The following is a 25,698-nucleotide window of genomic DNA, read 5'->3' as shown; positions in this document are numbered from 1 at the left end:
GCCGCCGCCGGGACGGCGGGCCGGGGGTGGCCGGGTGCGGCGCTGCTCGATGACCCCCGGCTGGCGCGGGTGCTGCTGGCGGTGTGGAGCGCCGATCCGGCGGTGATCCTGCGGGCCTGCCCGGGCGGGGGCAAGACGCGCGCTGTCAGTCTGCTCGCGGCAGCGCTCGCGCACCGGGGCGGGCTGCGGGTGGCGGTCGCCGCGCAGACCCGAGGACAGGCAGCGGAGCTGGCGCAGCGGATCGCGGGCGTATCGGATCGGGTGTCGCTCATCACGTCCGGGCGGGGCGCGGTGAGCGCCGCCGCGCTCGGCGTGCCGACGGTGACCGGGCGGTCGGCGCGGTGGTCGCGTCCTGGCGGTGGGGAAATCCTGGTGGGGACCGCCGCGCGGTGGCTGTACATGGACCCCGAAAGGGTCGCAGCCGACGTGTTGGCAGTCGATGAGGCGTGGCAGTGCACCTACGGCGACCTGGGAGCGCTTGGCGCGCTCGCGCGACAGGTCGTGCTGGTCGGTGACCCGGGCCAGATCGCGCCGGTGGTGACCGGCTCGACGGTGCGGTGGGACGGGCAGGCCACGGGGCCGCACCGGAGCGCGCCCGATGCGCTGCTGGCTGCGCACGGCGATGCGATGACCGAAGTGCCGCTGACGAACTCCTGGCGGCTCGGCGCGCAGACGTGCGCGTTGCTCTCGGAGCACTTCTACCCGGGCATGCCGTTCGGGTCGCGGCGTCCCGATGAGGCTCTGGTGACCGACACGGGCGCGGTGCTGCCCGAGATGACGGCACTGTCGGTGCCCGTGCAGTACGGGCCGACAGACCCGGGATTGCTCGACGCGGTGGCGCAGCGGGTACGGGAGCTGGTCGGGCACAACTACCGCGTCGGCGGCAGCGGTGCTGTGCCGATGAGTGGATCAGACGTGGCCGTTGTGGTGCCTCACGTCGCGCAGGCGGGCGCGCTGCGGGCGCTGCTGGCCGACGTGCCCGGGCTGCTGATCGGGACGGCGAACAGCGTGCAGGGCTTGGAACGACCCGCCGTGGTGGCCGTGCACCCGCTGGCCGGGTACAGGGAGGCCGAACCGTTCGCCCTCGACCCGGGGCGGCTGTGCGTGACGCTCAGCCGCCACCGCGCCCACCTGAGCGTGCTGTGCGACCCGCACACCGAACGGGTGCTGACGGGTGATGCCCCGGAAGTGGTCACCGCGCGCAAGGTACTCGACGCGCTGGCCCCGGCCTGACCACCGGTAGGCCCGTGGGGGACGCCGCGCCGCCCCCCACGGGCCTACGAGCCGGGGGCCGGCGTCTCGTATGAGGGTTCCCCTCACCCTACCCGCCGTAGGTCGGGTGAGGGGAACTCGGTGATGAGTGCAGGTGCGGGAAACATGTCGGTGCCTGCGGATACGATGTGGTTGTGGGTCGCAGTTGGGCGACCTTGACCCCGAGGCTGAGAGGCCGGGAGGTCGTTTCCGCTGGAAGGGTGGATGCAATGCCGATGAGCACGCCGGATGGTTTCGGGGTGGAGCCGCGAGTGCCGGGAACTCCGCTGGAGAAGATCCAGGACGGGGCCGTGGTGACGCGGGTGTCCGTGGACCTGACGGGTCGGATCGCGGGCCGGGTGTCGGTGACCGACGGTGGCGGGCCGGGTGCGAGCATGGCGGTGGAGCTGGGCGGGCAGCTGACGATGAACTTCGTCTGCGCCTTCCATGTGCAGCACGTGGCGGGGTTCATCGCGCTGGCCCGGCAGGCCCGGCAGGGGATGGCCGTCGACCACAGCGCGGCGTGGCCCCACGCGAGGATGGAGAACACCGTGGTGGCGCGGACGGTGCTGACGTGGACCAGCGCGCCCACCGGTACCGCCGAGCGCAAGATGTTCCCCCACCCGATCACCGGCACGCGCTACCCGATGGTCACCTTGACCTTGCGGCCGGTCACCGTGAACATCCTCGACCTGGTGGCCCTCGACAGCGTGATGGACACGATGCGCCGCGCGCACACGCTGGCCGTTGCGGCGTTCGCCGACGGACCGGACGCGGCGGCGAACCCGCTCGCGCCGAGCTGGCGGCCGCGAGGCTCGAGGCACCACCTGCGCGGTGCGGGGTGGCTCGACGCCGACCATTAGCCCGCATGGGTTAGTCCACAGCATCCACCCCCAGCGGGGCGGGCTGTGGACAACCAGCTCTTGCGGACCGGTCGGCGGCGCGGCAGGTGCGAGACTGGCGGAATGATCACCTGGAGCGCATCTCTGACCGTCCTGGCCGCCGACTCACAGACCGTGAGTCTCGACGGCAGTGCCACCGACCGGCAAGGGGCGGTGGACGAGGCCCGCGCCGCCGCGCGCACCTTGCTGCGCGAGCACGCCGGCGCCGGCGCCGCCGGCCTCCCGCACCTGGCGCTGACCATCGACGACCAGGTGGTCGCAGTGCTCTCGGTCGGTGCCGGCCCGGACGGGCGGACCGCCGACTACGTCGAGGCCGAGCATGCCCTCGAGAGACTTCTCTCGGGCCAGCACTAGCTCTTGTCGCGCACCCGCCGTCGTGGTGGTGGGGTGGAGGCCGCCTGTCACGAAAACCTGTCGGTGACAGTGGGTATGGTATTGGTGTGGGTCGCAGTTGGGCGACCTCCCAGGGTTCGGCGAAGGCCGAACCCCCTTAGCCTGAAAGGGGCTTCCCATGCGGAACTACTACCTGATCCTGGACGGTGGCGTCCGACGGACGGTGCTCGCGGCGTCGGCCGAGGCGGCGGTCGCGTTGCACGACGGTCCCGAGCGGATCTGGGCCGTGATCGACACCTGGCTGCTGGACGGTGAGACCGCCGTGCTCGACGAGCTGACGCGCGTCATGTCCCAGGCGGTGGTGTGGTGATGAGCGCGCCGGGGGAGGGAACGATATCTCTAGGAGCCTCCTGACTGTCCACGACGTGGCTGACGGGTCTCATCGTGGCTGTTGTGGCCCTGTGGCGGACGGATTATCTGCATGTTCTCCTCGACGGGCTTCTTGTTTGGCCGGCGGCCGGGTTCCCAGTTCGAGGAGTCGGCTTCGGAGCGCCTCGTTCTCGGTGTGTAGTTGCTCGAGCTGTTCGGTCAGTTCGCGGTTGCGGTCGATCGCGGTTGCGAGCTTGGTGCGGAGGGATTCGGCACTGGCTGCCCTGGAGCGTTCTATTCCGGCGGTGGCGGTGCCGCGCTTCGCGTCGATATCCTGCCGGAGCTGGGTTTGCTTGTAGAGGAAGCTGGTTGAGACGTCGGCGGCTCTGGCGACAGCGACGAAGGTGACGGGTTGTCCGGTGTTGTGCAGCCGGGTGATGGCTCGACGTGCGCGGGCGGTCGCGCTGGTTGTGCGGGCGGCGGCGGCCGCGGTGAGGCGTGCAGTGCGGTGATCGCGGTCGCCATTGCTCACCTGGATTCCTGCGTGTCTGAGTCGATTTCGTCGATGAGCCTGGTGACCTTGTCGAGCATGGTCTTGTTCAGGTCCGCTGCCTGGCGGTCGCCGTTGTCTTGTGCTTGGGCGGCGAGCTGTCTGAGCTGGTCGCGGTGGGTGATGTGTGCGCCGAGGAAGGTGCGGCCGCCGGGGTCGTGGAAGGAGCAGTCGATGCAGGGGTTCGGGCGGAACTCGCAGCGCTGCGTCGCGGGGAGCGTGCAGAACCCGTTGGGCAGTGCGGTGGTGAAGCGGGCGCGCAGGCGCTCGACGGTGGCGTCGACGCCCTTGTCGGGGTTGGTGTCCCAGAATTCGCGGGCTTTGCGGGCGAGGGTGTCGTCGGTAATGCGAGCGTAGGTCGCGGTCATGGTGTCGCTGTGGTGGCCGAGGAAGTCGCGCACTTCCGGTTGGGTCCATCCGTTGTTGAGCAGGTGCATTCCGATGGTGTGGCGGAAGCGGTGGACGTCGCCTCCGGAGATCTTCTCGCCGGTGGCGACGGACGTGGTGATGCCGTGCTCGCGGAACAGTGCGGCGAGGCGGTGTCGTAGCCCGCTGGTGGACCAGGGCTGGGTGCGGCCGGCGATGGCGCTGGACCGGGCGCCAGGGAAGAGGTGCTCGGCGTCGGGGCCGTAGGTGTCGCGGACGCGGGTCTGCTGGTCGCGGATGATCTCGGCGAGGCTTTCGGGGACTGGAAGCCGCCGCCAGGCGCTGGTTTTGGTCATCCAGTATTCGATCCAGTGGCCCTGCTCACTGTGTTGGAGGCAGTCGATCGGGAGGGCGACGAGTTCGGATATGCGGCACCCCGCCCATCGTGTGGTGGCGATCATCGCCCGGAGGGTGGGGTCGGTGGCCGGGTTGTCGACGATCAGGGTGTCGATGCGTTCGATGACATCGGGTGGAAAGGGCCTCGGTCGGCGGGTCTTGCGGTGGACGTTCTCGCCGCGGCGCAGGAAGATCGCTGATCCCAGGTCGTCGACGAGTCCGCAGTCGCGCAGTGTTTCGAGCAGGTAGGCCGCGGTGTTCGCGAGCTGGGGGCTTGCCTTGGTGTCGGGGCGGCGCGTCCATTCGAGGTAGTCCAGGAACGCCGTCCGAGTGACCGCAGACGGTTCGGGAACGGTTCCGTCGAGCGTGAGGAACTGGGCGAGCTGGCGGGTGGCGCGCAGCCACTGGGTGAGCGTTCCCCAGGACATGCGGGAGGTAGACAACTGTTGGCGGGCCAGGCTTTTGACGGCCTCTTTGAGCCAGGGCACCGGGATGGTGGCCCAGTCGACAGCGGTTCGTGTCGCCCCGGCTTGGGTGGCGTCGAGGACGAACTCGAATCCGTCGCGCCACCGCCAGTGATCCGCGGCCCATGGGTCGGGGTCGGTGGCCCCGTGAAGGAGTCGGAAGAACCTCCGGATGTAGGGAGCGCAGAGGGAGTCGAAGTTGGTGTAAGGCCAGTGCTGCCTGCACAGCAGCAGCCAGTCGTCGACGGGGCGTTCGGTCAGGGAGCTGGTGATACGCCCGTGCGCGACCTCGATGAGGACGATCAGGGCGCGGCGCAGGCCGGCGTTGGGGGTCCAGTCGCCGCGGCCGATCTTGGTTGCGGCGACGAACCGGACTTCGTCGGCGGCCGCCGCTGGGATGCGGCGGAAGTCGACGACCTGCGTGGTGGCGGGCCGTCCACGGGGCACGCCGACGGGCAGAGCGCTGGTGGTGGCCCAGGCGTCAAAGTCGGCGGGCTGTCCAGCGCGGAACCACTGGAAGTAGTGGGCATAGCACAGCCCCGAGGTGGCGGCTGCGCGTCCACCGGGGCCGCCGAGCCAGTACCGCTCGCCGTCGCAGTCGGAGACGGCGCACGGGTCGGTGGCGGCGCGGCGGCGGTCGCCGGCGATGTCGACGACCGGCCACGTCGATGCGCACCAAGGCCCGTCCGGCACCTGCAGAGCGGGGACGCCGCGGGGCCCGGACCGGGCGCGCTCGCCGTTACCGCGCGCCATCGCCGTCTCCCTTCAGTCGGTACTGCTGCGGTTCTCGCCAGACCAGATGCTCGGTGGTGCGGAGCTTTTCGGCGAGGTCGTCGCTGGCGAGGTGAATGTAGACGTCGGCGCTGGCCGAATGGGATTGGCCGAGGCGGGCAGCGATCTCGGCCGCGGTCCATCCGGCTTTGGCCAGGGCGGTGGCGTGGGTGTGGCGGAGCATGTGCGGGTTGAGGTCGTCGATCCCGGCGGCGGCGCCGATCCGTTCGATGAGCTGGTAGGCGTTGGAGTAGGTCATCGGACCACCGACGGGTGGGCGTGAGAGGTTGACGAACACGTAATCGCTGTCGACGTGGGCGATCTCACCGAGCAGGTACGCGGCATACAGGTCGAAGAACCGCCGCGGAGCCTCGACGATGAATTGGGTCTTCTGCTTTGATAGCGCCCCGTTGGCGTTGTCGTCACGCCGGCGGATCATCACCTGCCTGCGCATCGGGTTCAAGTCGCCGTGGCGCAGGCCGAGCGCTTGGCCTACCCGCAGGCCCAGGTCGTACTGCGCCGACAGCAGCAGTCGGTCACGGGTGGTCGACGCCGCGGCGAGCAGCTTGGCGAAGTCGGTCTCGAAGTCGATGACCTGCACGGTCTCTGCCGACTGCCGGTCGGGCCGGGCCAGGCGGGAGACTTCGCGCGGACGGCGGTGTTCGAGGTGCGCAAGGAAGCTGTGCGCGCGCCGCGGCAGCTTCGACGGGTTGCGGGTCAGTACCAGATCCTGCGGTCCCCGGCCCTCGACGCGGTGGAACTCGTAAAACTCCCGCACCGCGGCGCTGACCGCTTTCACCGTGCCGGGTGCACGGCCCCCGCACCGCGACGGCAGCGGCGGCAGTCCAGCGGTGAGAACGGCGACGAAGTCACAAAGCTGCCGGAAATCCAGCTCATCCCAAACGATTCCCCGCGCAGCCAGCCAACGATAGAACTGACTCAGGTGCCGCGCGTACGAGCGGACGGTGTTCTGAGAACGTCCGATCGCCCGCTGCCAATGCAGGAACTGCTCGATCTCGAGCACCGGCAAACCCTGTTGGTCGACGACGGTCCACGACCGGACCCCGTGGACCGTGACCGGGGCGGCCCTCATCGCTGGTCCTCGAGGCCGTCGGCGCGGCGCGGCCGGCGGGTCGTGATGTCAGTGCGCCGACGCTGCTGTTCGTCACGCACATCGATGACCACGTCATCGGCGATCGCGGCGTCGGCGATCGACGCAGCGGGCAGCCGCCCGGGCAGCCAGCGCACGTCCCGCTTGCGCCACGCGGCGTACCTCTGCTGCACCTGGTCCATCGGGATCTCGAACCGTTCCCACTGCACCCCGGGGGCGCTGACCCAGATCCGCCGCACGTGCGAATCGGTCGCCGCGTCGTAGTCCCAGGTCAGCTCGCAGTGCGTGGGATCGCCCACCAGCTGCAGAGTCTGCGAGTCCTGCTTGATGAAGGCCTTGCGCCGAGTGTTGGTGCCCTCCATCTCCTTGTGATGGATCGCCAGGTAAGTACGGCCGTGACTACTCACCTCGGACCACTGATACGGCCGCTTGACCAGGTGCCCGGGCGGGTGCATCCCCTGGGTGCTCAGCCACACGTTGGTGCCGGCGGAGACAAACGCCGCAACGTGACTACCCCGCAGCAGCGGCTGCAGCACCGTCCGCAAGTGCGCCGGCTGCCCCGCGGTCAGCGTGTTCCAGTGATCGACCGCGGCCAGCAGCAGCGCGCCGACGCCGATCGTCACCGGGCGCAGGATCCGCTGCGCCTCCTTCCGAGAAACCGCTCCCGCGTCGAGCGGGTTGATGTCGTCGTCCATGAGTGCCGTCACGATCTGTCTCCCATCGATGTAATTACTTGCATGGAATCTTGCCTAACGTGGTACAGTTCTCAGCAAGACAACACGCCGTGACCTGCAGAATTGGCCAAACCGTCTCGCCTCGCTCTCGCGAGCGAGACGGACGTCACATCAGTCACTTGCGTTTCGGATGGAGATAACCGCGTCGGGCAGAAAGTCGCAGTTCACACGGTGTTTCTGCGCAGATTTCGGCTGTTACCGCGATAGCGTGGAACGCAGGGATCGATCGAGGATATGGAGGCGATCTGGGTGACGGCACTCTTCTCGCAGGCCGAGGCGAACCCGGTGATGGTTGCGCTGACACGACTGGCGCACGGCTGGTCGAAGAAGCGGCTCGCTGAGGAGGCCGGGATCTCCGGATCGCACGTCACCCGGGTCGAGGCTGGCGCTCTGCCGCTGGCAGGTAAGGCGCTCGACGATTACGCCCGGGCGTTGCAATGCCCGGTCGAGGCGCTGTGCGTCGCGTTCGAGCGCTCACCTGCGCAGGGCACGCACTTCCGCGCCAACGCCACCACAGCGGAGTGGAAACGTGACCGCGTCTGGGCGCGCGCCAACCTGGTCGCGATGCGGCTAGGCCGGGTCGTCGCCCACACCGATCTCGATCCGGAACTGGCGCTGCCCGATCTCGACCCCGGGGACTACGCCGCCGATCTCGGCGAAATCACGGTCGCGCAAGTCCTGCGCCGGCTCTGGCGCATCGCCGGCCCCATCCGGTCGATGACCGAACTGCTGGAAGCGGCCGGGGTCTTCGTCGTCGTCGAGGACTTCCACGACCGCGAGATCGACGCGGTCACCCTACGCGCCACCGCGCATCACCCGCACCTGGTGTACGTCAACGCCGCACTACCGCCGGACCGGATGCGCATGACCCTCGCGCACGAACTCGGGCACCTGGTGATGGATGCGATGACCCTGGTCAGCCCCACCGAAACCGAGCGACGGGCAAATGTCTTCGCCGCCGAGTTCCTCGCCCCGGTCGACGACATCGGCCCGGCGCTGGACCGGGTCTCGACCCGGACCGTGCACGAGCTCGACGAGCTGCGCCTGGACTGGGGCGTGAGCGAGTCCTCGCTCGTTGTCCGAGCACGCGAGCGCGGCGTGCTCTCCGACCGGCAGTACCGGGCGATGTTCCGACTACTCAACGAAACCGGCCGGATGTACGGCACCCGGCCCGGTGTCCCGACCGAGACACCCGAGCTCGCCCGCGATGTTCTCGCCCAGCTCGCCACCGACGGATACAGCACCACCGAGCTCGACGCCCTGACACTGCTCACCGCCGAGAACCGCACCAGCCTGTTCGGCGCACCCGAGGGTGCCACCGCCGGCAGCCGTCACCTGACCGTCGTCTAACAGCGCGGGGGACGCCAGGGATGTCACGGTGGGGCTGGAACAGCAAGGACGCGGTCAAAGACCACCACTGGCGCGTCCCGCACGGGTCGAACAAGGCAGTGCAGGCCAAAGAGCAGGACGACGCCGCAGGCGGCCGCCACAACCGTGCCATCCGCACCGCACCGAACGCGCTGGGGCGGGTGGTCCTCCGGTGCCAGTACCGGCGCCTGTACGCGGAGCTGCGGTGGACCGATGCGACGAGGAAGCACGCCGAGTACCTCGGCGAGATGACCTGGCACAGCCGCGCCGACAACCTCGCCGCCGCCTGGCGCGAAGCACACGCCCGCGGTCTTACGACCAAGTCCTGCGACCGTCATCCAGTTATTTAATCTGTCGATCTTACGGTGTGCGTTATCAGATAGCGAGCTGGGTGTGGGGCCGACGGGCCGCGTGCCGACCGTTATGTTTCGTCGTCATGCGGGCGCAGTGGATTCGGGTCACCCGTGTTTGCCTGGCCACCAGCTCGCTGGTCCGGCCAGGGTGGCGATTGCGGGTACGACGATCGTTCGGACGACGAAGGTGTCGAGGAGTAGTCCGACACCGATGATGAGGCCGACCTGGGTCATGATGGCGATCGAGCCGACCATCAGTCCGAACATGCTTGCCGCGAAGATGAGGCCGGCGGAGGTGATGACGGAGCCGGTGTTGGTGACGGTTCGTAGGACTCCGATGCGAATGCTGCGGTGGGATTCCTCACGCAGCCTGGAGATCAACAGCATGTTGTAGTCGGCGCCGACGGCGACGAGCACGATGAACGCGAGAAGCGGTACAGGCCAGGCAATCTCGGTGCGAAGGATGCATTGGAAGATCACCACCCCCACGCCGAGGGCTGCAGCGTAGTTCAGGATAACGGTTCCCAGCAGGTAAAGCGGTGCAATGAGCGCTCGGAGTAGTGCGATCAGGATGATGCCGACGATGATGAGGGTGGCCAGGGCGAGTAGCCGGAAATCGTGGCTGAGCAGGCGTTGCAGGTCGGCGTTGATGGCGGGGAATCCCGCTAGCGACACCGATGCGTTCTGCAGGGCGGTGTTGGGTCTCGCTGTCTGGGCTGCGGTGGTGATGGCGTTGGTGAGTTCAATCGCCTGGCTGCTGTAGGGATCGGCGTCGGTTTGGATGGCATAGCGCACTGTCCGCCCGTCTGGAGAGACGAATTGTGCAGCAACGTCGGAAAACTTTTGGTTGACGAACGCGTCAGGCGGTAGGTAGAAACCCGTGGCGGCGTCCGAGCCGCGGGTTTCGCGGGCGGTGGTCTGTAGTTGCGCGGCAAGGGTGGCCATCCCGGCGAACTGTTGCAGGTTGCTGTCGACGAGTGCGGCGACTCCCCCGGCAATCGCGCGGGAGCCAGCAGCGAGTTGACTCACCCCGTTCTGAAGCTGGGCGAGTTGTGCGGGGAGGTCGCGCGCGGTGACAGCACCCAGCGTTGTGTCCAATGTGTCCACTGCGGCGGTGAGTTGCGCGGTGATGGTGGTGATGGGTGTGCCGAGGTTGCCCAGTTGCCCGGAGAGAGCGCCGATTTGGAGGAGGAAGTTGGAATCCCGCAGTGTGCCCAGGGTCCGGAGTTGCTGTTGGACGGCGGCGCACTGAGGGATCGGGGCGCACCAGGGAGCGTTGTCGAGCAAGGGCCGCACGGCGGTCACGAGACTCAAGGCGTCGGATGCCTGCCTTGCCGCGGTGGCCAATTGCGGTGCCTGCCCAATGAGTTGGTCGAGTGCGGGTGCGGTTGTGCGGAGTTGACCGAGCAGTGGTCGGTATTGCTGGATCTGTTGTCCCGCGGTCGTGGCCTGGTCGAGAATTCGCAACAGCGGTGTCAGGTTGGCGCGGATCTGGCTGTCGAGCGTGGCAAGGCCGGTCGCGAGTTGGTCGGCGCCATCTCGAAGTTGGAACAGGTCGCCAGTGCGTGATCGGCCGTCACTGACTGCCGCGGCGAGTCGGTCACCGATCTGTCCGTTCTGCCACGACAGCTGGGCTTGTTCGAGGCGGCTGCCGGTGGGTCGGGTCACGCCGACAACCCGGGTCACTCCCGGGACTTGCGCGACGCGTGATGCCAGGTCGTCGAGGTCAGCCAGCCCTTTCGCGGTACGCATGTCGTTCGGGGATTGGATCACGAGGAATTCCGGGACGGTAGTGTTGGTCGGGAAGTGCCGGTCGAGCAGTGCGTAACCCTCGTTACTGTCAGTGGTGGCGGGTTGTCCGCTGCGGTCGTCGTAGGTGATGGTGATGCCCAACGCCACTGCGCCGAGGGCGAGCAGAGCGACGAGTGTCATAGCCAGTAGCGAGGCGGGGCGCCGTACGACGAGTACCGCGATGCGGTTCCAGTAGCGCCGCGTCAGGTCCGCGCGGGGTGCACCCCACCCGAGGTGGGAGGCGGCGTGCAGGACCGGCGGTAGCAGGGTGACCGTGGCGAGGAACCCGATGACGATCGCGATCGCACATGCCGGCCCGAGAGTGGAGAAGACGCTCAGTTTTCCGAACACCATCGCCAGGAACGCCAGGGCGACGGTTGCGGCGGAGGCGAGGATGACGCGCCCGATCGTAGCGGTGGCGTCGATGAGCGCAGGTGCGTGCTCGGCGCCCGACCGTAATCGCTCGTGGTAGCGGCTGATGAAGAAGACCGTGTAGTCGACGCCGGCACCGAGCAGGATCACCGTCATGAACGCGACGGTGAACTGTGAAACGGGCATTCCGAACTCGCCCAACGCTGACACCACACCGCGACCCACCCCGAGGCTGATCCCGATCACCAGCAGGGGTACGAGCGCGGTGAACAGCGACCGGTAGACCACCAGCAGGATGAACGCGATCAGCAGAACCGTGGCCATGGTGATCACCACAAGGTCCTTTTCGGCCGTGACGATCTGATCGCTGAAGGTGGCGGTGGGCCCGGTGACGTGTACGGTTGTACCGGTGCCGGAGAACGAATGATAGGCGAGGTCGCGCACGGAATCCAAGGCGCGAGTCGCGGCGGGGCCGCCCAGCGTTCCGGTCAGCCCCACCGGCAGGTACCAGGCCGTCCCGTCGCGGCTCACCGCCTGCGACGCCGTCGTCGGATCCCCCACCAGGTCACGGACGGAAGCGACATCGGCGGTGGCGCCACGAAGTTTCTGAACAAGCTCGTCGTAGCGTACGCGCACCGTCGGGGTGAGGCCGCCACGGTTCTCCATGGCGATGAAAACCGTTGTCTTGGCGCCTTTCTCCCCGAACGCCGTACCCATCCGGTCGAAAGCCTGAAATGACGGCACTCCCGCAGGGATCGGATCGACCGATTGTTGGCGCACGACTGTCTCGAGCTGCGGGAACGCCAGCGCCAGCACCACACCCACCGCGAGCCACGCGCCGACGACGACAACCTTGTGCGCTAGCGCGTACCGAGCCACCCGCGCAAGCGTGGCGCTGTATTCCGCGCGTTCTGACCGCGCGCCAGCCGATCGCCGGTGCACCACCATCAACACCACTCCTGCCGAAACGGAACTACCTGGATCGGTACGCTACATGATGTAGCGAAAAGCGGTGGCGCGGTCGCTCGTCTTCGGACTCGGCGTGGACCGTGCGAGCGGTCAGGGCATGCGGCGATGCGCCGTCAGGAAGTCGTCGACGATGCGGCGGCGGTCATCGGCGTCGACGGCCCGGATGCCGGTGATTTTGGCGAAGATCAGCGGTCCGACGAGCTGGGTGATGGCCAGGGTCAGGTCGAAATCGTCGAGCTCGTCGACGGCACTGGCACTGGTGAGCAATCGGTCGAACGGTTCGCGGTAGTGATCGACCACCCGCGCACGCAGTGGGGCCAGGGCGTTGCTCTGCTCGCCGGCCCGTTCGGGCACCATCGCCAACCACGCGACCGTGGTGACCTGCAGCGGCGCCTGTTCGATGACGTCCGCCTGACGATCCATCAACCGGATCAAGTCCTCGCGCACCGACCCCGAGAGTTCGTGGCGATCGGCCTGGGGCAGCAAACGCTCGAAGGCAGCGGCGACCAGGTCGGTGGTACTGCCAAAGTGCCGGTAGAGGGTTGTGCGGGCAACCCTGGACAAGCTGGTGACCGCCTCGACGGTGACAGCCTCCACTCCCCCTCTGCGCAGCAACACCGCCGTGGCGTCGAGTAGACGGTTCCTGGAACGAACCCGCCGCGGATCGACGTCGTCGAGGCCATCGATGCTCACCGCTACCCGCATTCTTCTCGCTGTTGGTCCACGTATGTGGCATCCTGCCAACGATACCGTCAGTAGCGGTCCGCTACCGGCACGAGCATCGATTCGAGGACTGTGATGTCAGCACCCAGCAGACTGCCCGCGCACTCCCCATCGTGCATGGGCTGCGGGCCGGAAAATGCCAGCGGCCTGCAGCTCGAGGTCTACCGCGACGAGGACCGAGTCTTTGCAGATCACTCCTTCACCGAAAAGCATTCCGGTGGACCAGGTCTGGCGCATGGAGGGGCCATCTCGGCCGCGTGCGACGACATCATGGGATTTACGCTGTGGATCGCCGGCACCCCGGCCGTCACGCGCACGTTGACGGTCAAGTACCGCCGACCGGTACCCCTCCACGTACCAGTACGCCTCACGGCGTGGATCGACGAGGACGCCGATCACACCCTGCACATCGGGGCGAGCGGGACCGTGGAGGGCGAGACCTACTTTTCCGCCACTAGCGAGTTCGTGAAAGTCGATCTCACGCACTTCGCGCGCTACGCCGACACCTCCACGGTAGACAGCTTTTTCGTCAATTTCCTCCGCGCGGACTGACCTGCTCAGATGCCCGGCGCTGCCCGCTGATTCGACGGTGCGCGGCGGAACTGAGTCGGGGAGCACCCGACCCACCGTGTAAATGCATGGGAGAAACTGGCGACCTCGGAGTACCCCAGTTCTGCGGCTATCTCGCCGACACTGATGCCGGGATCCAGCAGTCGCGCGGTGGCTCGTTCTTGGGCGAACTGCTGCCGCAGGCGACGCAGGGTGGTGCCCTCGGCGTGCAGGCGTCGCTTGAGTGTGCTCACCGATGTCGCCAGCTCCGCCGCGATACGAGCGCCGTCAGCGCGCGCAGGGTCAGCATCGAACTGTGCGCGGACCAGCTGCGTGTAGGAATTGGGCCTGCGCTGTTCGTAGACGCGTCGAAGCTCGGCGATACCGATCCGGTAGGCCACGGGGTCGGAGAAGCGGCACACGTCGTAGAGCACGGCAGCCGGTATATGCACGAACGCCGCGCGCGCGTCGAAAAGGATCCGATGGCCGATCTCACCCACGACGATCAGGTCTGCCGGCGCCTGGCATGTCAGATGAAGCTCCACGGAGGGGACGGCACCGGCGAGCATGTCCACCAACCGCAGGACAGCCAGACCACCGTAGGTGACGGCGAGACAATCGGTGCCGGGGCTATCTGTGCGCCCGGCCAGAGCGATCGTCAGTCCAGAGTCTCCGTGCTGGAACTCGGTGCTCAGCGCGGTCGATATCAGGGGCAAGAACCGAAGCAGTTGAACAACTTCGAGGACGGAACCCGCACTGACCAGCGGCAAACTGAGGGGGCCGAAAGAGGTCAGCTGGGCGTGCTCGGCGAACGCCACGCCCAACCGGAATCCCTGCTGGGCGTCCATCGCCGGATACACCTCGTGAAACCACCGGACAGGCACTTGGCCCTGTCGCGCAATGACGACCGCGAGATCGACGCCCTCGCGGGCCATGATGCGTCCGAACGCTCGCGTCTCCGCCGCGCCCAGGGCACCGCTGTCGAGGAGCTGCGCGAACGCTAGCGGCGGTATCCCCAACTCGACAAGGCTCACATGAGCCAATTTAACAAGACATCGCGACGTCCGAGCCTGGATCAAGCACATCTGCCGCGTGCACACTCACCTCTACGACCCACGAACAAGGAGGTGGCCATGGCCACGATCACTTACGTGACCCACGACGGCGAGGACTACCCCGCGCCGGTGACGCCCGGCAGGTCACTGATGCAGATTGCAGTCGACGAGGCGATACCGGGGATCGATGGCGACTGTGGCGGTGAGGCGGCATGCGGAACGTGCCACGTCGTCGTCGACAGCGCGTGGATCGACACCGTCGGACACAGCACAGACGTCGAAGAAGGCATGTTGAGTATGCACCCCGAACGTGAGGCCAACTCGCGACTGGCCTGCCAGATGACCGCCAACAACGAGTGGGACGGTCTGACCGTTCGCCTTCCCGAGTTCCAGTTGTGAACGTCTAAAGCGAAAGAGCAACATCTATGAGCATCTCAACTGCCCTCGCCGACAAAGCGCAGTCCATGATCCCGATCGATCTACAAATCCGTGGCGCCCACGTCTATGACAAGGCCCGCCGGATCGTCACCCGAACCGACGGCAAAAAGATCTTCACCGAGACCCCCATCCCGCCTGTCGAGGAAGTCGAACTCACCGACATCGATCTGAGCAACCCATTCCTCTACCGACAGGGCAGGTGGCGGTCCTACTTCGAGCGTGTGCGCAATGAGGCGCCCGTTCACTTCCAGCCCCGCAGTCCCTTCGGGCCGTTCTGGTCGGTCACTCGACATGCCGACATCATCGCTGTCGACAAGAACCACGACGCGTTCTCCGCCGAACCGTTCATCATCATCGGTCGGCCGCCCCGCTTCATGGACATCGCGATGTTCATCGCCATGGACCCGCCGCGGCACGACAAGCAGCGCGCCGCCGTCCAGGGAGTCGTCGCACCGAAGAACCTGCGCGAGATGGAGGGCCTCATCCGGTCGCGCGTCCGGGAAGTCCTCGACGAGCTACCGCTCGACGAACCGTTCGACTGGGTCCAGACCGTGTCGGTCGAACTGACCGCGCGGATGCTCGCGACATTGCTCGACTACCCCTACGAGCAGCGCCACAAACTCGTCCAGTGGTCGGATCTGGCCACGTCGATGGAGCAGGCCAACGGCGGACCATCAGACAACGACAAAGTTTTCCGCGAGATGGTCGCGATGGCACAGGGCTTGAGTGCGCTATGGCGAGACAAGGCCGCGCGGACCGCGGCAGGCGAGGAGCCTGGTTTCGACCTCATCACCATGCTGCAGAGCAACGAGGACACCAAAGACCTTCTCGACGACAGCCCCATGGAGTTCCTCGGGAACCTCGTGCTGCTGATCGTCGGCGGCAACGACACCACCCGCAACTCGATGAGCGGCGGAGTGCTGGCTCTCAACGAGTATCCCGACCAGTTCGAGAAACTCAAAGCCAATCCGGACCTGATCCCCAACGCGGTGTCGGAGATCATCCGGTGGCAAACCCCCCTGGCGTACATGCGCCGGGTCGCCAAGAAGGACGTGATGCTCAACGGTCAGTTCATCCGCAAAGGCGACAAAGTCGTCATGTGGTACGCCTCCGGCAACCGCGACGAGCGAGTGTTCGACCGCCCGGACGAGCTCATCATCGATCGGTCCAACGCTCGCAACCACATCGCGTTCGGTTTCGGCGTGCACCGTTGCATGGGAAACCGCCTGGCCGAATTGCAGTTGCGCATTCTCTGGGAAGAACTCCTCGAGCGCTTCGACGACATCGCGGTGGTCGGTGATCCGGAGTACGTGCAGTCCAACTTCGTTCGTGGGATCAGCAAGATGATGGTCCGTCTGACTCCCAAGCAGGAGACGTGAGCACTGATCGGGTCGTGATCGTCGGCGCAAGCCACGCCGGCGCACAGCTGGCGGCCAATTTGCGCAAGGAGAAGTGGGCTGGAGACATCCTGCTGATCGGCGACGAGGGCCGCCTGCCGTATCAGCGGCCGCCGCTGTCCAAGGCATACCTGGCCGGCGATTGCCATCTCGACGATGTCGCGATCCGAAGCCACCAGTTCTACGACAAGCAACGGATCCAGCTCGTCGACGGAACCGTAACCTCGATCGACCGTGCCGAACGAACCGTCACTCTCGGCAACAACGACGCGGTGTCCTACTCGAAGTTGGCCCTGTGCACCGGCGCTCGAGCTCGCGCACTGCCCGTCCCTGGGGCCGATCTGCCGGGCGTGCACTATCTGCGCACCGCCACCGACGTCGAGGCCATCCGCGCCGCCGCGGTCCCGGGTTCGCGGGTCGTCATTGTCGGCGGCGGGTACATCGGCCTGGAGACAGCGGCCTCGCTTCGAACCCTGGGTGTCGAAGTGACCGTCCTGGAGGCGGCAGGACGCGTACTCGAACGTGTCACGGCGCCCGTCGTGTCGGAATTCTTCGATCGAATTCACCGCGAGAAGGGTGTCGACGTACGGATCGACGCAATCGTCGAGGGGTTCCGCGGCGACAAACGAGTCGCCAGCGTTGTCCTCGCCGGTGGAGAAACGCTGGCCGCTGACCTGGTCATCGTCGGCGTCGGCGTCATTCCGAACACGGAGCTCGCAGCAGCTGCGGGCATCGACGTCGAAAACGGCATCCTCGTCGACGACCGCGCTCGTAGCAGCGATCCTGACATCGTCGCAGCCGGCGACTGCGCCAACCACCGAATCGAGCGGTACGGGAGACGTGTTCGTCTCGAGTGCGTGTCCGCAACAACCGAGCACGCCAAAATCGCGGCGGCCACAATCTGCGACAACACAACCGGTCGTGCCGCACTGCCGTGGTTCTGGTCCGACCAATACGACCTCAAACTCCAGATCGCCGGGCTCAACACCGGATACGACGAGGTGCTGGTCAGCGGCGACCCCGCCCATGGCCGCGACTTCACCTGCTACTATTTCTCCGCCGGAGAACTGATTGCAGCTGACTGCGTCAACAGACCCGCTGACTTCGTGAACGCCAAGCGCGCCATTGCACAACGAGCGCCGATCGTCAGGTCCGCATTGATCGGAGCGACCCCATGACCACATCACCGACAAACGCGGTCAGCCCGGCGGCGCTGACGGGTTCACGCTTCCTCGACATCGAGCACGCCACCGTCGCGACCTTCACACGCGAAGCCGTCGGCAACGCGACCACCGACAAAGACAAAGCTCGCCGCCTGTTCACCGCGGTACGCGACGCCATCCGCTACGACCCGTACACCGTCTCCAACGACCCAGAGCATTACCGGGCCAGCCACGTAATCGAATCCGGACGTGGATACTGCGTCCCCAAGGCCGTCGTGCTCACCGCCGCATTTCGCGCCGCCGGGATCCCAGCGCGGTTCGGCTTCGCCGACGTCCGTAACCACCTCCAAACGGGCACCCTACGTGAGCTGATGGGAACCGACGTCTTCGTCTATCACGGGTACAGCCACGTCTACATCGACGGACGGTGGCTCAAGGCAACACCCGCGTTCAACTCGGAACTGTGCGCACGGTTCGGAGTTGCCCCGATCGACTTCACCGGCGACAGCGACGCGTTGCTCCACGCTCACTCCGCGGACGGCTCAACACACATGGAGTACGTCCGCGAAAGAGGTACGTACAACGACCTGCCTCTCGACAACATCCTGGCGGCTCTCAAACAGGCCTATGGCCCTCTGATATTCACGCAGCGTGCGACGCCACTAGATGCATTCCACGCCTAACCCGACCTGCCTCAGTCGTCGGCCGGCAATCGACTCTACGAACAAGATCCGCACCGCCTCAACACAGGAGACTCGTGTCAGTGTCCGGCCCCTCGATGATCGACCCCTACCCGCACCGAATGGGCGGCCACTGTGGGTCCGGTGCGATGCGAGACCTCATGGAGTGGACCGGGCTCGGTTTCGACGGCCCACCCGATGAGGGCCTCGTCTTTGCCCTCGGCGGAGCCCTCTCCCTCACCTACATTCGATCAAGCGCGCTGATGCCACCCGTGTACTTGGTCGGACGAGGACCTGATTTTGAGGTGGACCTCCCCCGCCGTCTGGGCGGCACCGTCGAGGTGCTTGCCACCGACGACCCGGCCGAGGGTTGGGAGAACCTTCGTGGCGAGATCGATCAGGGCCGCCCTGCACTGGTCTGGGCGGAGATCGCAGAACTCCCCTATCTGCGGGTCCAGTTGCGCATGAGCCGCCACGACATCGTGGTAGTCGGCTACGACGAGACGCAAGGCATCGCGTACATCGCCGACAACGATCGCGAAGATCTTCAACGCGTCCCACTGGACGCACTCGCACGCGCGCGCCGCTCGACCTCCTTCCCGGAGCCAACCCGACACACGCAGTTTCGTATCAATTGGCCACAGACGCCGCCTTCAATTATCGAGGTGGCCGCACAGGCATTCGCGCAATCCGCAGCGAGCCTGAGCACCCCAGGCGCATCGACGATCGCCGGGCCCGCAGAACATGGGTCACACGGCCTCGACGCGGCCAGCGCTCTCGCATCCGACGTCTGCAGCTGGGGAGCCCTGTCCACCGACGACCTCGAGATGCACTTATTCAGCCTCGGCGCCTTCATCGAGAAAGCGGGGACCGGCGGTGGCCTCTTCCGCCGACTGCTGGCACAGGGCTGCGATGAAATCGCACGCCTCACCGGCGATCACGCAACCGCCATCCTTGCAGCCAACGCCCACCATGCGGCGACATCCTGGACTGCAGTCGCACGCGCAGCAGTACAGAAGGATCACGCCTCATCCGAGCGGCTCCGATCCGTCACAACCCTCGCGGCAGCTCTACCCGAGGCGGAAGCGACTCTGGAGGCGTCACTGCGAAAGGCCGCAGCATCCTTGTCAGGCTAACCGGGCCAGTCGCGGGAAGTCCGCGAGTAGGGCGCTAAGCAGGGCCGCCGCGTTCACACAACGCACGCAGGAGCACCACCGTGAGCAGGACGCCGGTTCCCGCTCACCTGGGTCCTGATCCGTCGTGGCGATCTGTCGACACGCTGCGAGCCATCGCCGTCGACGCCATAGACGGTGCGTCGGGGCGATGCGACGGACGACTGGCGGATCCGGTCGTACAAGTCCCCCATCGTGGACCGCGGCCGACGAGGCCGATGGCCAGGTGATGCTCGAACACGGCCTCGAGGGGCGTGGTTGCCAAGCGCCTGTCCTCGCGCTCTTACCGGCCCGGTGAGCGCTCCCCCCGACTGGATCAAGCAACCGTTGCGGGTCAGCGCAACGGTTGTGGTCCCCGGGGTGGATCGGGACACCGGGAGATCTCGAATCACTGCTCGCTCGCAGCAGTACACCCCGCCAGCGGGTGGCTATGTCAAGTTGGTCTGGCTCCAACCAGGGCGGTGTGATTTGGCCCCGACTGTAGGCGGGTGGCCGCGTTTGGTCGTAGGTTCGTGGATGTGGATGGGGAGGATGATCTGCAGATGCCTTCTCGGCGGACGGTCGTTGTCCCGTCAGGGTGGGATCGGGCTTCGGTGTGCGCGTATGCCGAGCATGTGATCGCTCGGGATACCGGGGCTTAGCAGTCATCTGTGGGTGCGGGTGAAGTTGCTTGAGGAGCAGCAGCTCGAGGATCTGACGTCGCGGTGGTCGGTGTCGTATGTGGTTCACCGGCACCGCAAGGCGTTGTCGATTGTCACCGATCCGACACAGTCAGGCCCGAGGGCGCCCTAACTTGGTTGTGGTGGTGTCGGCTGCGAGGGGATCGGTAGAGGCGGTGTTCGCCGTCTGAGTATCACGGGCATCGTCGTGGATGGCGCGCATGGGAGGATCGGTTTTGAGGCTGATTCCTCCACTGAGTAGCGGTGCGATATCGAGTGCTCTGACTAGGTTTTATGCGCTCTGGCAGATCAGGGCCTGTGAAGCGGCGGGGAGGACTTGGAGGTGTTCGCGGAGCACCGTCGACAAAACGCGGTGAAGACACAGAGCGCGGCGTCCAGGAACGCCTCACGTCGGCTTCGTCGGCGAACGTCGGCCTCCACACATCGATACGTACGCTGCGTCGGAGCCATGACGCCACAATAGTCACCCCGCGCACCCGCCACCATCACGGACTCGCCGGACCAGCCTCATGGCCAGTCAAGCATTTCGTCATCTGCTGGACCTCCCAACGCTCAGAACCCCCGGGGCCGGCGATCCGGGGGGGGCTCCTAGCTGACAGCAGTCAGAAACTCATCATATCTGTGGAGGCTAGGGGATTCGAACCCCTGACCCTCGCCTTGCAAAGGCGATGCTCTACCAACTGAGCTAAGCCCCCGTGTGTGGTTGTGCACCCGCTGCTGGGCACCGTCCCACCGCCAAACTACGACCTCGTGACGGACATGTCCACCACAGCATCCCTGCTGGTCAACCCCTTACCAAGCCTGTCAGCTGGAGATAAGATTCGAACGAGGTCTCGGCGCTGGATCCGGACCCGGCAGGTGTGCAGGGAGCGGAGCCCATCGACTGGGGTCCCGGCTCGGTGGCCTGGCGCGTGGGGCTCAGTGACGAGGCGGTGGAGCTGGCCGCGCACGTCACCGTGGCCGGCACGCTGGTAGTCACGGTCGACACCTCGGAACTGGCCGAAGATCGCGTGCTGCGGGTCAACGTCAACGACGGCCCGGTGTTCTCGGCACGACCTCACCGTGGCGATCACGACCCGTTCTTCATCAGCGGCTATGCCGGGGAACTGGTGGCGGCCGGCGCGCTCGACCCCGTCGTGCTGCGCCGCGACCCCGAGAGGTTCGTGGCGTGGTGGCGTTCGCTCGAGGCGCGCGACCGGGAGGAGATCCGGGACTACGCCCGCGACCTGTCCGAGCAGTCCGCCAAGCCGCTCAGCGAGCGCGGAGACTGCTCGGACGCGCTGCACGGGCTGATGTCGTCGATCGCCTGGAGCTGCGACGAGCTGGACTGGATCGTCGCGGAGGGCCTGCCTGAGCCGGCGAACCCGCCGAGCCTCTACGTGGTCCTGCCTGAGGGCAGGGATATGCAGGTGCGGGTGTCGGCCCGAGTGGTCGTCGACGGACCCGACGATGAGTACCTGGAGTACTTCTGGCTCCGCTGGACCGGCGACGGTCCCTTGATGCCGGCGCACCCGCTGCGGCCGTGCGCGCTGACCTGGCTCGCGCACGTGGCCGACACCGCGCTGGCGCTGATGACCGAGGAGGCCGCGCTCGAGGACCGGCTCCTGGCCGCCCGCCTGGCTCGACGATAAGCGGCGCTGACCTTCTGCCGGCGTGCCCCTCGGGCCGCCGGCAGAAGCGCGCACAAGTGCTTGCCTTCCCGATGCTGCTGTGAGATTGCTTGCCCTCACCCAACCCGCCGTAGGTCGGGTGAGGGGAACAGCTCGACTTGGGCGTAATGCTGACTTGTCCGAGGGATCGTTCAAAAACTGTCAGTGACAGTGGGTATCATGATTGGCGTGGGCCGCAGTTGGGCGGCTCGACAGTCCCGGTAGTCGGGGCTACCACTGACCTGGAAGGGGTCATCCGATGATGTCGGATTCGAACGTGAAGCGCAGTATCGTCGTCGATCCGTCGGGCGCGGTGCGCCTGGTGGAGCTGGGCGCGGCTGCGGACGTGCTGGCGGTGATGTACCGCGAACTCGCGTGTGACGCTGCGGAGCCCGTGGTGCTCGACGGCGACGAACTGGTGATGTGGGTCGACGAAGAGGGCTTCCGCCGGGAGTCGTTCGTCGTGAACCGGTGGGCGTCGCTGGTCGCGGGGGAGTTCGGCCGCACCCGGCAGCCGTACCCGGGTGCTGCGCTGTTCTGCGCGAACACGCCGAACGGGGACGAGGCGGACCTCTCGCCCGCGCTGCTCGTGGAGCTGCTGAGCTTCCTGGGCCACTTCGGGGCCGACGTGTCCGCCGCGCAGGCTCAGGCGGCGGACCTCGCCGGGACGGTGGCCGATCATGGGTAGGACGATCGCACGGCCCGAGGCCGCAGAACTGGACCTGCGCAAGCTGTTCGACGACGCCGCCTCGGCGATCGGGTCGGTGCTGAACCTGATGGGCGTAGCGGAGCGGGAGATCGAAGGCGCGATGCGTCGTCACCCGAAGCATGCGGATGCGCTGTGGCACTGCTTTTCGCTGATTCAGCCGACCGGCGAGGGCGAGGGCGTCGGGGTGCACGAGCAGCTCTATCGCTCGCACGCGCGGGAGCTGCTCGAGCGGGTCGCGGCGGGGAAGGACCTGCGGCCCGCGACGTCCGCCGAGGTGCTGGCCGCGATGAAGGAGGTCACGCTCCGGACGCCGATGAACAACGCCGGGATGGGCCTGTACTGGCGGATGTGGAAGGCGTGCGGCATGCCGGAGATCGCGGAGGCGGGCGCCGAGCACTACGAGGCGTTGTCGGCGTCGGCGATCGATGAGGCCGAGCAGCAGACGCGGCGGAAGCTGAGCAAGCCGGGGCGGGTCTGGGACCCCTCCGCGGTGGAGTGCATGGGCCTGCATCACGGTGATCCGGTCTCGTGCCGGTTCGCTACTGACGGAGAGGCGGCGAAGGCATGAGGCCGACCGAGAGCCCCCGTAGTGATGCCGTGGACCTGCACGTCACGGCGCGCGGCGTGATCGCCGCAGAGCGCCGGACCGCGGTCGATGCACGGACCGGTGAGCGCATCGACCGGAGCGCCCTCCCCGACGAGGTGGTGGCCGCGCTGGACGCAGCTGTGCGTCTGGCGCAGCAGGTCCTGGACGGTGACAACGCGGTACTGGTGCGGGGAGGACAGGTCACCAATGATCCGGTGCTGCCGGTGCTCGATCTGGACTTCCTCAAGGACGTTGATGGCCTGTGCATCGACGAGGCCGCGCGGGCGCTGGACCGCGCGGAGGCGCTGGGCTGGCCGTCGGTGGCCGAGGAGGTCCGCGCGTACCTGGAGCGGCACGCGAGGTTCGACCCGGAGGCGGGGCAGTGGCTGCGTCGCGAGGTGGGCTTCTACGAGCGCGAGAGCTTCAAGCAGGCGGTGCAGCGGCACTTTCAGTACCCGCCGTCGACGTGGCGTGTGCGCAAGCGCGGCACGCGAAGCTGGGGCATCGTCATCGGCGGCCCCGACGGTGAGGGGACGGCGGACACCTTCACGACGAAGCGCGACGCGACCGCAGCACTGGACACCGGGAGGCACCCGTACCGGCGCATCTGGGAGGACTCCGACGCGTGGTACCGGGGCGACGTGTCCGACCCCCGCAATCGCCCGCTGAAGCCGTGGGAGCGCGAGGTGGTCGCCCAGGTCCAGCGAGAGCTGGAGGAGGCGTCAGCGGCGACGTCAGGGGCGGTTGGTGAGCAGCGATGAGCAGGCGTGAAGTCGTCCTGTCGCCTGATCGATTGTCGGACAGGCTCGACAACGCGACCCACCGAAACGGGACCAGCAACATCCAGATCCCGCTGACCGCCCTCGCAACCGCGAACACCATGCTTGGCGCGCCCGCCCTGCTCCCGGCGGCCTTGCGCCGTCTGTCCTGCCTCGACGACACTGCCGAGAACACGCGGACGCTGTGGCAGCTGCAGGCGAGGTCGTTCCCCTACCTCGAACCTCGCATCGGTGCGCTGACCGGCTGGCTCGACCGCGCCGCCGACCACGAGGTCGAGGCACTCGGGGCCTGTTACGGCGTCCTCGCAGACTGCGACCTCTTCGGTTCATTCGAGCAGGCGGGGGGAGACCTCCTCGGCCCGGTGTACTCGATCCTGCGCGGACGCAGCGGCCAGCAGGCAGCGGGGGCGTTCTACACCCCCATGTCCCTGGCGCTGCTGATCGGTGCCATGGCGACGCCTGACGAGGGCACGCACATCGCTGAACCCTGCTGTGGGGCCGGCGGCCTGGTGCTCGGCACGATCGCGGCGATGCGCAGCGCAGGGAAGAACCCCGACACCTGCACGTGGGCGCTCAACGACCTCGACCCTCTTGCCGTCGCACTCGCTGGAGTCAACATGTCCGCGCACGGCATCATCGACGTTGTGCTGACCTGCGGGAACGGTCTTCTCCTCGGTACCGGCGCGGTCGGTGATCCGTTGCTCGGATGACACGCGTTCGGGCTGAGGAGGGTGGGGTGCGGTGTAGGGCGGACGCAGGCACAGGAGCCCGGTTCCATTGGCGACCTGCGGGTTTCGGCATTGCTGGGGTATACTGTGAAGACGAGGTAATCCGCTTTTGTGGGACGCATTGGGCGTCTCGGGTGGCTTCCTTTTGGTCCTGGAAGGGGACGTGTGATGTTCAGTTTTCTGGTTGGCGATCTGCTGGATTTCGTCACTGCGGTAGGCAATACCCTGGGGCGCAAGAAGTCCGTAGTGCCGGTGTTCACTGCGGCCGGCGCCCCCGCGCTGCGGACGCTGGTTTCGGCTCGCGAGGCGGTGGCGGCATGAGCACGACGACGGAGAGCGAGTTCACGCCGACCAGCAAGCGCGGCACTGCGCTGCTGCGCGAGGTGCTGGCGGTGATCGAGACCGAGCTGAAGACGGAGTACGCCGACCTGGTGAGCGGGCATGAGCAGCACGGGGGTCGGTGGGACCAGCGGGACTGGGGCAGCGTGCGGGTAAGCCAGGCGGTACGTGACGCTGCGGTGGAGACGTATATGGGGGCGGCGTGGCAGGCGGTTCCGGCTGCAGTGGTGCTGAAGGAATGCGGGACGACCGCGTGCGTGGCTGGGCACGCCTCGCTGTTGGTGGGCGATCGCCCGGTGATCGAGTCGGTGACGCTTGATGATTCGCCGGGGGTGGTGGTGTCCTGGGCATTGGTGCTGCCCGTCGACGGGGCGGATGAGGCAACGATGGTAGAGGACCGTGCTCGCGAGCTGCTGGGGCTCACGGAGGATGAGGCGGCGCAGCTGTTCGAAGGCGCGAACAGCATCGACGACGTGCGAATGCTGATCGGGAATATGTTGAATCGCCGGGGTGTGGTGCTGTAGCTGCTGCTGGTTTGGTGGGGGAGGGGGTGCCGCCGGTGCGGTGCCCCCTCTCGCGTGTTGGCGTGTGGCCGCGCCGGGGAAGTTCGGATTTCGGGCGCGGAGCTAACCGACTGTAGTATATACGATGAACACGCAGTGTTCATAATGGGTTGTAGCGCAGTGGGTTTCAGTGTCGCGGCGCAGCCGCGACTATCCTTCTCTATCTTGTTGCGCAGCAACATGATTCCCAATCACTAAGGCTTTGAACTAGACCCGTGCATTCTGTACTGAAAAGCCAAGCGCAACAANCTGGAATCATCATACCAGTGCGCCGCAGGCGCACGGGAAGACCGCAACGNTNACNNAACCCGAAACGCGTTGCGCAGCAACGCCTTACAAGGCGCGCAAGCGCCTTGTGCGGTCCTCATCGGCGCGCAGCGCCGAGGTA

Annotated in this window: 26 protein-coding genes and 1 tRNA gene; 19 read left to right on the top strand and 8 right to left on the bottom strand. The window is 66.8% G+C overall.

Annotation, left to right across the window (positions count from 1 at the left end; all coding sequences use genetic code 11):
* The 4 genes from ACM9LD_RS16815 to ACM9LD_RS16800 all read left to right on the top strand — a co-directional run.
* A partial coding sequence (locus ACM9LD_RS16815) for an AAA family ATPase (protein WP_415677714.1) occupies positions 1-1,233 on the top strand: 1,233 nt, incomplete at its 5' end.
* A 254-nt stretch (positions 1,234-1,487) separates the two neighbouring features.
* The gene (locus tag ACM9LD_RS16810) at positions 1,488-2,114 is read left to right on the top strand and encodes a hypothetical protein (RefSeq protein ID WP_415677713.1); all 627 of its coding nucleotides are present in this window, start codon (positions 1,488-1,490) and stop codon (positions 2,112-2,114) included.
* 102 nt (positions 2,115-2,216) lie between these two features.
* Positions 2,217-2,507, top strand: a complete 291-nt coding sequence (locus ACM9LD_RS16805) for a hypothetical protein (protein WP_415677712.1) — start codon at positions 2,217-2,219, stop codon at positions 2,505-2,507.
* A 157-nt stretch (positions 2,508-2,664) separates the two neighbouring features.
* Positions 2,665-2,856, top strand: coding sequence for a hypothetical protein (locus tag ACM9LD_RS16800; protein ID WP_415677711.1), 192 nt, complete (start codon positions 2,665-2,667; stop codon positions 2,854-2,856).
* A 69-nt stretch (positions 2,857-2,925) separates the two neighbouring features.
* Here ACM9LD_RS16800 and ACM9LD_RS16795 read toward each other — a convergent pair whose 3' ends face one another.
* From ACM9LD_RS16795 to ACM9LD_RS16780, 4 genes are all read right to left on the bottom strand, one after another.
* Complete coding sequence (locus ACM9LD_RS16795; protein WP_220270942.1) at positions 2,926-3,387, bottom strand: DUF6262 family protein; 462 nt, start codon at positions 3,385-3,387, stop codon at positions 2,926-2,928.
* Complete coding sequence (locus ACM9LD_RS16790) at positions 3,384-5,384, bottom strand: tyrosine-type recombinase/integrase (protein WP_223120764.1); 2,001 nt, start codon at positions 5,382-5,384, stop codon at positions 3,384-3,386. Before ACM9LD_RS16790 ends, ACM9LD_RS16795 begins: the two co-directional genes overlap by 4 nt.
* On the bottom strand, positions 5,371-6,426 hold the full coding sequence (locus ACM9LD_RS16785; RefSeq protein WP_225536077.1) for a tyrosine-type recombinase/integrase: 1,056 nt from the start codon (positions 6,424-6,426) through the stop codon (positions 5,371-5,373). The genes ACM9LD_RS16790 and ACM9LD_RS16785 overlap by 14 nt, the downstream gene beginning before the upstream one ends.
* A gap of 65 nt (positions 6,427-6,491) precedes the next feature.
* Positions 6,492-7,220: a hypothetical protein gene (locus tag ACM9LD_RS16780; protein WP_225536078.1), complete on the bottom strand. Its 729-nt coding sequence runs from the start codon at positions 7,218-7,220 to the stop codon at positions 6,492-6,494.
* 276 nt (positions 7,221-7,496) lie between these two features.
* Between ACM9LD_RS16780 and ACM9LD_RS16775 the strand changes: the two genes are divergently transcribed.
* Both ACM9LD_RS16775 and ACM9LD_RS16770 read left to right on the top strand, forming a co-directional pair.
* Positions 7,497-8,597, top strand: a complete 1,101-nt coding sequence (locus ACM9LD_RS16775) for an ImmA/IrrE family metallo-endopeptidase (protein ID WP_225536079.1) — start codon at positions 7,497-7,499, stop codon at positions 8,595-8,597.
* Positions 8,598-8,617: 20 nt separating this feature from the next.
* Positions 8,618-8,965: a hypothetical protein gene (locus tag ACM9LD_RS16770; protein WP_068526275.1), complete on the top strand. Its 348-nt coding sequence runs from the start codon at positions 8,618-8,620 to the stop codon at positions 8,963-8,965.
* Between the two features lie 108 nt (positions 8,966-9,073).
* Here the strand turns inward: ACM9LD_RS16770 and ACM9LD_RS16765 are convergent, their stop codons facing one another.
* Entirely contained in the window at positions 9,074-12,079 is a 3,006-nt protein-coding gene (locus ACM9LD_RS16765; RefSeq protein ID WP_068526317.1) for an MMPL/RND family transporter, read from the bottom strand.
* A 111-nt stretch (positions 12,080-12,190) separates the two neighbouring features.
* The gene (locus ACM9LD_RS16760) at positions 12,191-12,805 is read right to left on the bottom strand and encodes a TetR/AcrR family transcriptional regulator (protein ID WP_068526274.1); all 615 of its coding nucleotides are present in this window, start codon (positions 12,803-12,805) and stop codon (positions 12,191-12,193) included.
* A 93-nt stretch (positions 12,806-12,898) separates the two neighbouring features.
* On the opposite strand from ACM9LD_RS16760, the gene ACM9LD_RS16755 reads away from it, so the two are divergent.
* Positions 12,899-13,375, top strand: a complete 477-nt coding sequence (locus tag ACM9LD_RS16755) for a PaaI family thioesterase (RefSeq protein WP_068526273.1) — start codon at positions 12,899-12,901, stop codon at positions 13,373-13,375.
* Positions 13,376-13,380: 5 nt separating this feature from the next.
* Here ACM9LD_RS16755 and ACM9LD_RS16750 read toward each other — a convergent pair whose 3' ends face one another.
* Positions 13,381-14,406 (bottom strand): AraC family transcriptional regulator, encoded by a 1,026-nt coding sequence (locus ACM9LD_RS16750; protein WP_068526272.1) that lies wholly within the window; start codon positions 14,404-14,406, stop codon positions 13,381-13,383.
* Positions 14,407-14,505: 99 nt separating this feature from the next.
* Between ACM9LD_RS16750 and ACM9LD_RS16745 the strand changes: the two genes are divergently transcribed.
* The 5 genes from ACM9LD_RS16745 (at position 14,506) to ACM9LD_RS16725 (ending at position 19,241) form a co-directional block, all read left to right on the top strand.
* A complete protein-coding gene (locus ACM9LD_RS16745; RefSeq protein WP_068526316.1) occupies positions 14,506-14,826 on the top strand; it encodes a 2Fe-2S iron-sulfur cluster-binding protein in 321 nt (106 codons plus the stop codon).
* A gap of 26 nt (positions 14,827-14,852) precedes the next feature.
* A complete protein-coding gene (locus ACM9LD_RS16740; RefSeq protein ID WP_068526271.1) occupies positions 14,853-16,244 on the top strand; it encodes a cytochrome P450 in 1,392 nt (463 codons plus the stop codon).
* Positions 16,241-17,440: an NAD(P)/FAD-dependent oxidoreductase gene (locus ACM9LD_RS16735; RefSeq protein ID WP_068526270.1), complete on the top strand. Its 1,200-nt coding sequence runs from the start codon at positions 16,241-16,243 to the stop codon at positions 17,438-17,440. Before ACM9LD_RS16740 ends, ACM9LD_RS16735 begins: the two co-directional genes overlap by 4 nt.
* A complete protein-coding gene (locus ACM9LD_RS16730) occupies positions 17,437-18,108 on the top strand; it encodes a transglutaminase-like domain-containing protein (RefSeq protein ID WP_068526269.1) in 672 nt (223 codons plus the stop codon). The genes ACM9LD_RS16735 and ACM9LD_RS16730 overlap by 4 nt, the downstream gene beginning before the upstream one ends.
* Before the next feature lie 95 nt (positions 18,109-18,203).
* The gene (locus tag ACM9LD_RS16725) at positions 18,204-19,241 is read left to right on the top strand and encodes a BtrH N-terminal domain-containing protein (RefSeq protein ID WP_074850301.1); all 1,038 of its coding nucleotides are present in this window, start codon (positions 18,204-18,206) and stop codon (positions 19,239-19,241) included.
* Between the two features lie 1,338 nt (positions 19,242-20,579).
* Here ACM9LD_RS16725 and ACM9LD_RS16720 read toward each other — a convergent pair.
* Positions 20,580-20,652, bottom strand: a tRNA-Ala gene (locus ACM9LD_RS16720).
* A 165-nt stretch (positions 20,653-20,817) separates the two neighbouring features.
* Between ACM9LD_RS16720 and ACM9LD_RS16715 the strand changes: the two genes are divergently transcribed.
* From ACM9LD_RS16715 to ACM9LD_RS16685, 7 genes are all read left to right on the top strand, one after another.
* On the top strand, positions 20,818-21,588 hold the full coding sequence (locus ACM9LD_RS16715; RefSeq protein WP_415677710.1) for a hypothetical protein: 771 nt from the start codon (positions 20,818-20,820) through the stop codon (positions 21,586-21,588).
* 295 nt (positions 21,589-21,883) lie between these two features.
* A complete protein-coding gene (locus tag ACM9LD_RS16710; protein WP_415677709.1) occupies positions 21,884-22,294 on the top strand; it encodes a DUF3846 domain-containing protein in 411 nt (136 codons plus the stop codon).
* The gene (locus ACM9LD_RS16705; protein ID WP_415677708.1) at positions 22,287-22,883 is read left to right on the top strand and encodes a hypothetical protein; all 597 of its coding nucleotides are present in this window, start codon (positions 22,287-22,289) and stop codon (positions 22,881-22,883) included. Before ACM9LD_RS16710 ends, ACM9LD_RS16705 begins: the two co-directional genes overlap by 8 nt.
* On the top strand, positions 22,880-23,662 hold the full coding sequence (locus ACM9LD_RS16700; protein ID WP_415677707.1) for a hypothetical protein: 783 nt from the start codon (positions 22,880-22,882) through the stop codon (positions 23,660-23,662). The genes ACM9LD_RS16705 and ACM9LD_RS16700 overlap by 4 nt, the downstream gene beginning before the upstream one ends.
* Positions 23,659-24,390 (top strand): N-6 DNA methylase, encoded by a 732-nt coding sequence (locus tag ACM9LD_RS16695; RefSeq protein WP_415677706.1) that lies wholly within the window; start codon positions 23,659-23,661, stop codon positions 24,388-24,390. The genes ACM9LD_RS16700 and ACM9LD_RS16695 overlap by 4 nt, the downstream gene beginning before the upstream one ends.
* A 186-nt stretch (positions 24,391-24,576) precedes the next feature.
* On the top strand, positions 24,577-24,729 hold the full coding sequence (locus ACM9LD_RS16690; RefSeq protein ID WP_415677705.1) for a hypothetical protein: 153 nt from the start codon (positions 24,577-24,579) through the stop codon (positions 24,727-24,729).
* A complete protein-coding gene (locus ACM9LD_RS16685) occupies positions 24,726-25,271 on the top strand; it encodes a hypothetical protein (RefSeq protein WP_415677704.1) in 546 nt (181 codons plus the stop codon). Before ACM9LD_RS16690 ends, ACM9LD_RS16685 begins: the two co-directional genes overlap by 4 nt.
* Positions 25,272-25,698 lie beyond the last annotated feature (427 nt).

Origin of the sequence: Tsukamurella hominis, assembly GCF_965137015.1 — a bacterium.
In the GTDB taxonomy this organism is placed as follows: Bacteria; Actinomycetota; Actinomycetes; order Mycobacteriales; family Mycobacteriaceae; genus Tsukamurella; species Tsukamurella hominis.
The sequence above is the reverse complement of the archived record's forward strand: the minus strand, read 5'-3'. Positions and strand labels throughout refer to the sequence as shown.

Excerpts from the sequence above, each read along its gene's own strand:
- ACM9LD_RS16730 (WP_068526269.1), top strand. The coding sequence starts at position 17,437 with ATGACCACATCACCGACAAACGCGGTCAGCCCGGCGGCGCTGACGGGT.
- ACM9LD_RS16725 (WP_074850301.1), top strand. The coding sequence starts at position 18,204 with ATGATCGACCCCTACCCGCACCGAATGGGCGGCCACTGTGGGTCCGGT.
- ACM9LD_RS16765 (WP_068526317.1), bottom strand. The coding sequence starts at position 12,079 with ATGGTGGTGCACCGGCGATCGGCTGGCGCGCGGTCAGAACGCGCGGAA.
- ACM9LD_RS16700 (WP_415677707.1), top strand. The coding sequence starts at position 22,880 with ATGAGGCCGACCGAGAGCCCCCGTAGTGATGCCGTGGACCTGCACGTC.
- ACM9LD_RS16810 (WP_415677713.1), top strand. The coding sequence starts at position 1,488 with ATGAGCACGCCGGATGGTTTCGGGGTGGAGCCGCGAGTGCCGGGAACT.
- ACM9LD_RS16705 (WP_415677708.1), top strand. The coding sequence starts at position 22,287 with ATGGGTAGGACGATCGCACGGCCCGAGGCCGCAGAACTGGACCTGCGC.
- ACM9LD_RS16805 (WP_415677712.1), top strand. The coding sequence starts at position 2,217 with ATGATCACCTGGAGCGCATCTCTGACCGTCCTGGCCGCCGACTCACAG.
- ACM9LD_RS16745 (WP_068526316.1), top strand. The coding sequence starts at position 14,506 with ATGGCCACGATCACTTACGTGACCCACGACGGCGAGGACTACCCCGCG.
- ACM9LD_RS16740 (WP_068526271.1), top strand. The coding sequence starts at position 14,853 with ATGAGCATCTCAACTGCCCTCGCCGACAAAGCGCAGTCCATGATCCCG.
- ACM9LD_RS16800 (WP_415677711.1), top strand. The coding sequence starts at position 2,665 with ATGCGGAACTACTACCTGATCCTGGACGGTGGCGTCCGACGGACGGTG.
- ACM9LD_RS16790 (WP_223120764.1), bottom strand. The coding sequence starts at position 5,384 with ATGGCGCGCGGTAACGGCGAGCGCGCCCGGTCCGGGCCCCGCGGCGTC.
- ACM9LD_RS16690 (WP_415677705.1), top strand. The coding sequence starts at position 24,577 with ATGTTCAGTTTTCTGGTTGGCGATCTGCTGGATTTCGTCACTGCGGTA.
- ACM9LD_RS16770 (WP_068526275.1), top strand. The coding sequence starts at position 8,618 with ATGTCACGGTGGGGCTGGAACAGCAAGGACGCGGTCAAAGACCACCAC.
- ACM9LD_RS16755 (WP_068526273.1), top strand. The coding sequence starts at position 12,899 with ATGTCAGCACCCAGCAGACTGCCCGCGCACTCCCCATCGTGCATGGGC.
- ACM9LD_RS16760 (WP_068526274.1), bottom strand. The coding sequence starts at position 12,805 with ATGCGGGTAGCGGTGAGCATCGATGGCCTCGACGACGTCGATCCGCGG.
- ACM9LD_RS16695 (WP_415677706.1), top strand. The coding sequence starts at position 23,659 with ATGAGCAGGCGTGAAGTCGTCCTGTCGCCTGATCGATTGTCGGACAGG.
- ACM9LD_RS16685 (WP_415677704.1), top strand. The coding sequence starts at position 24,726 with ATGAGCACGACGACGGAGAGCGAGTTCACGCCGACCAGCAAGCGCGGC.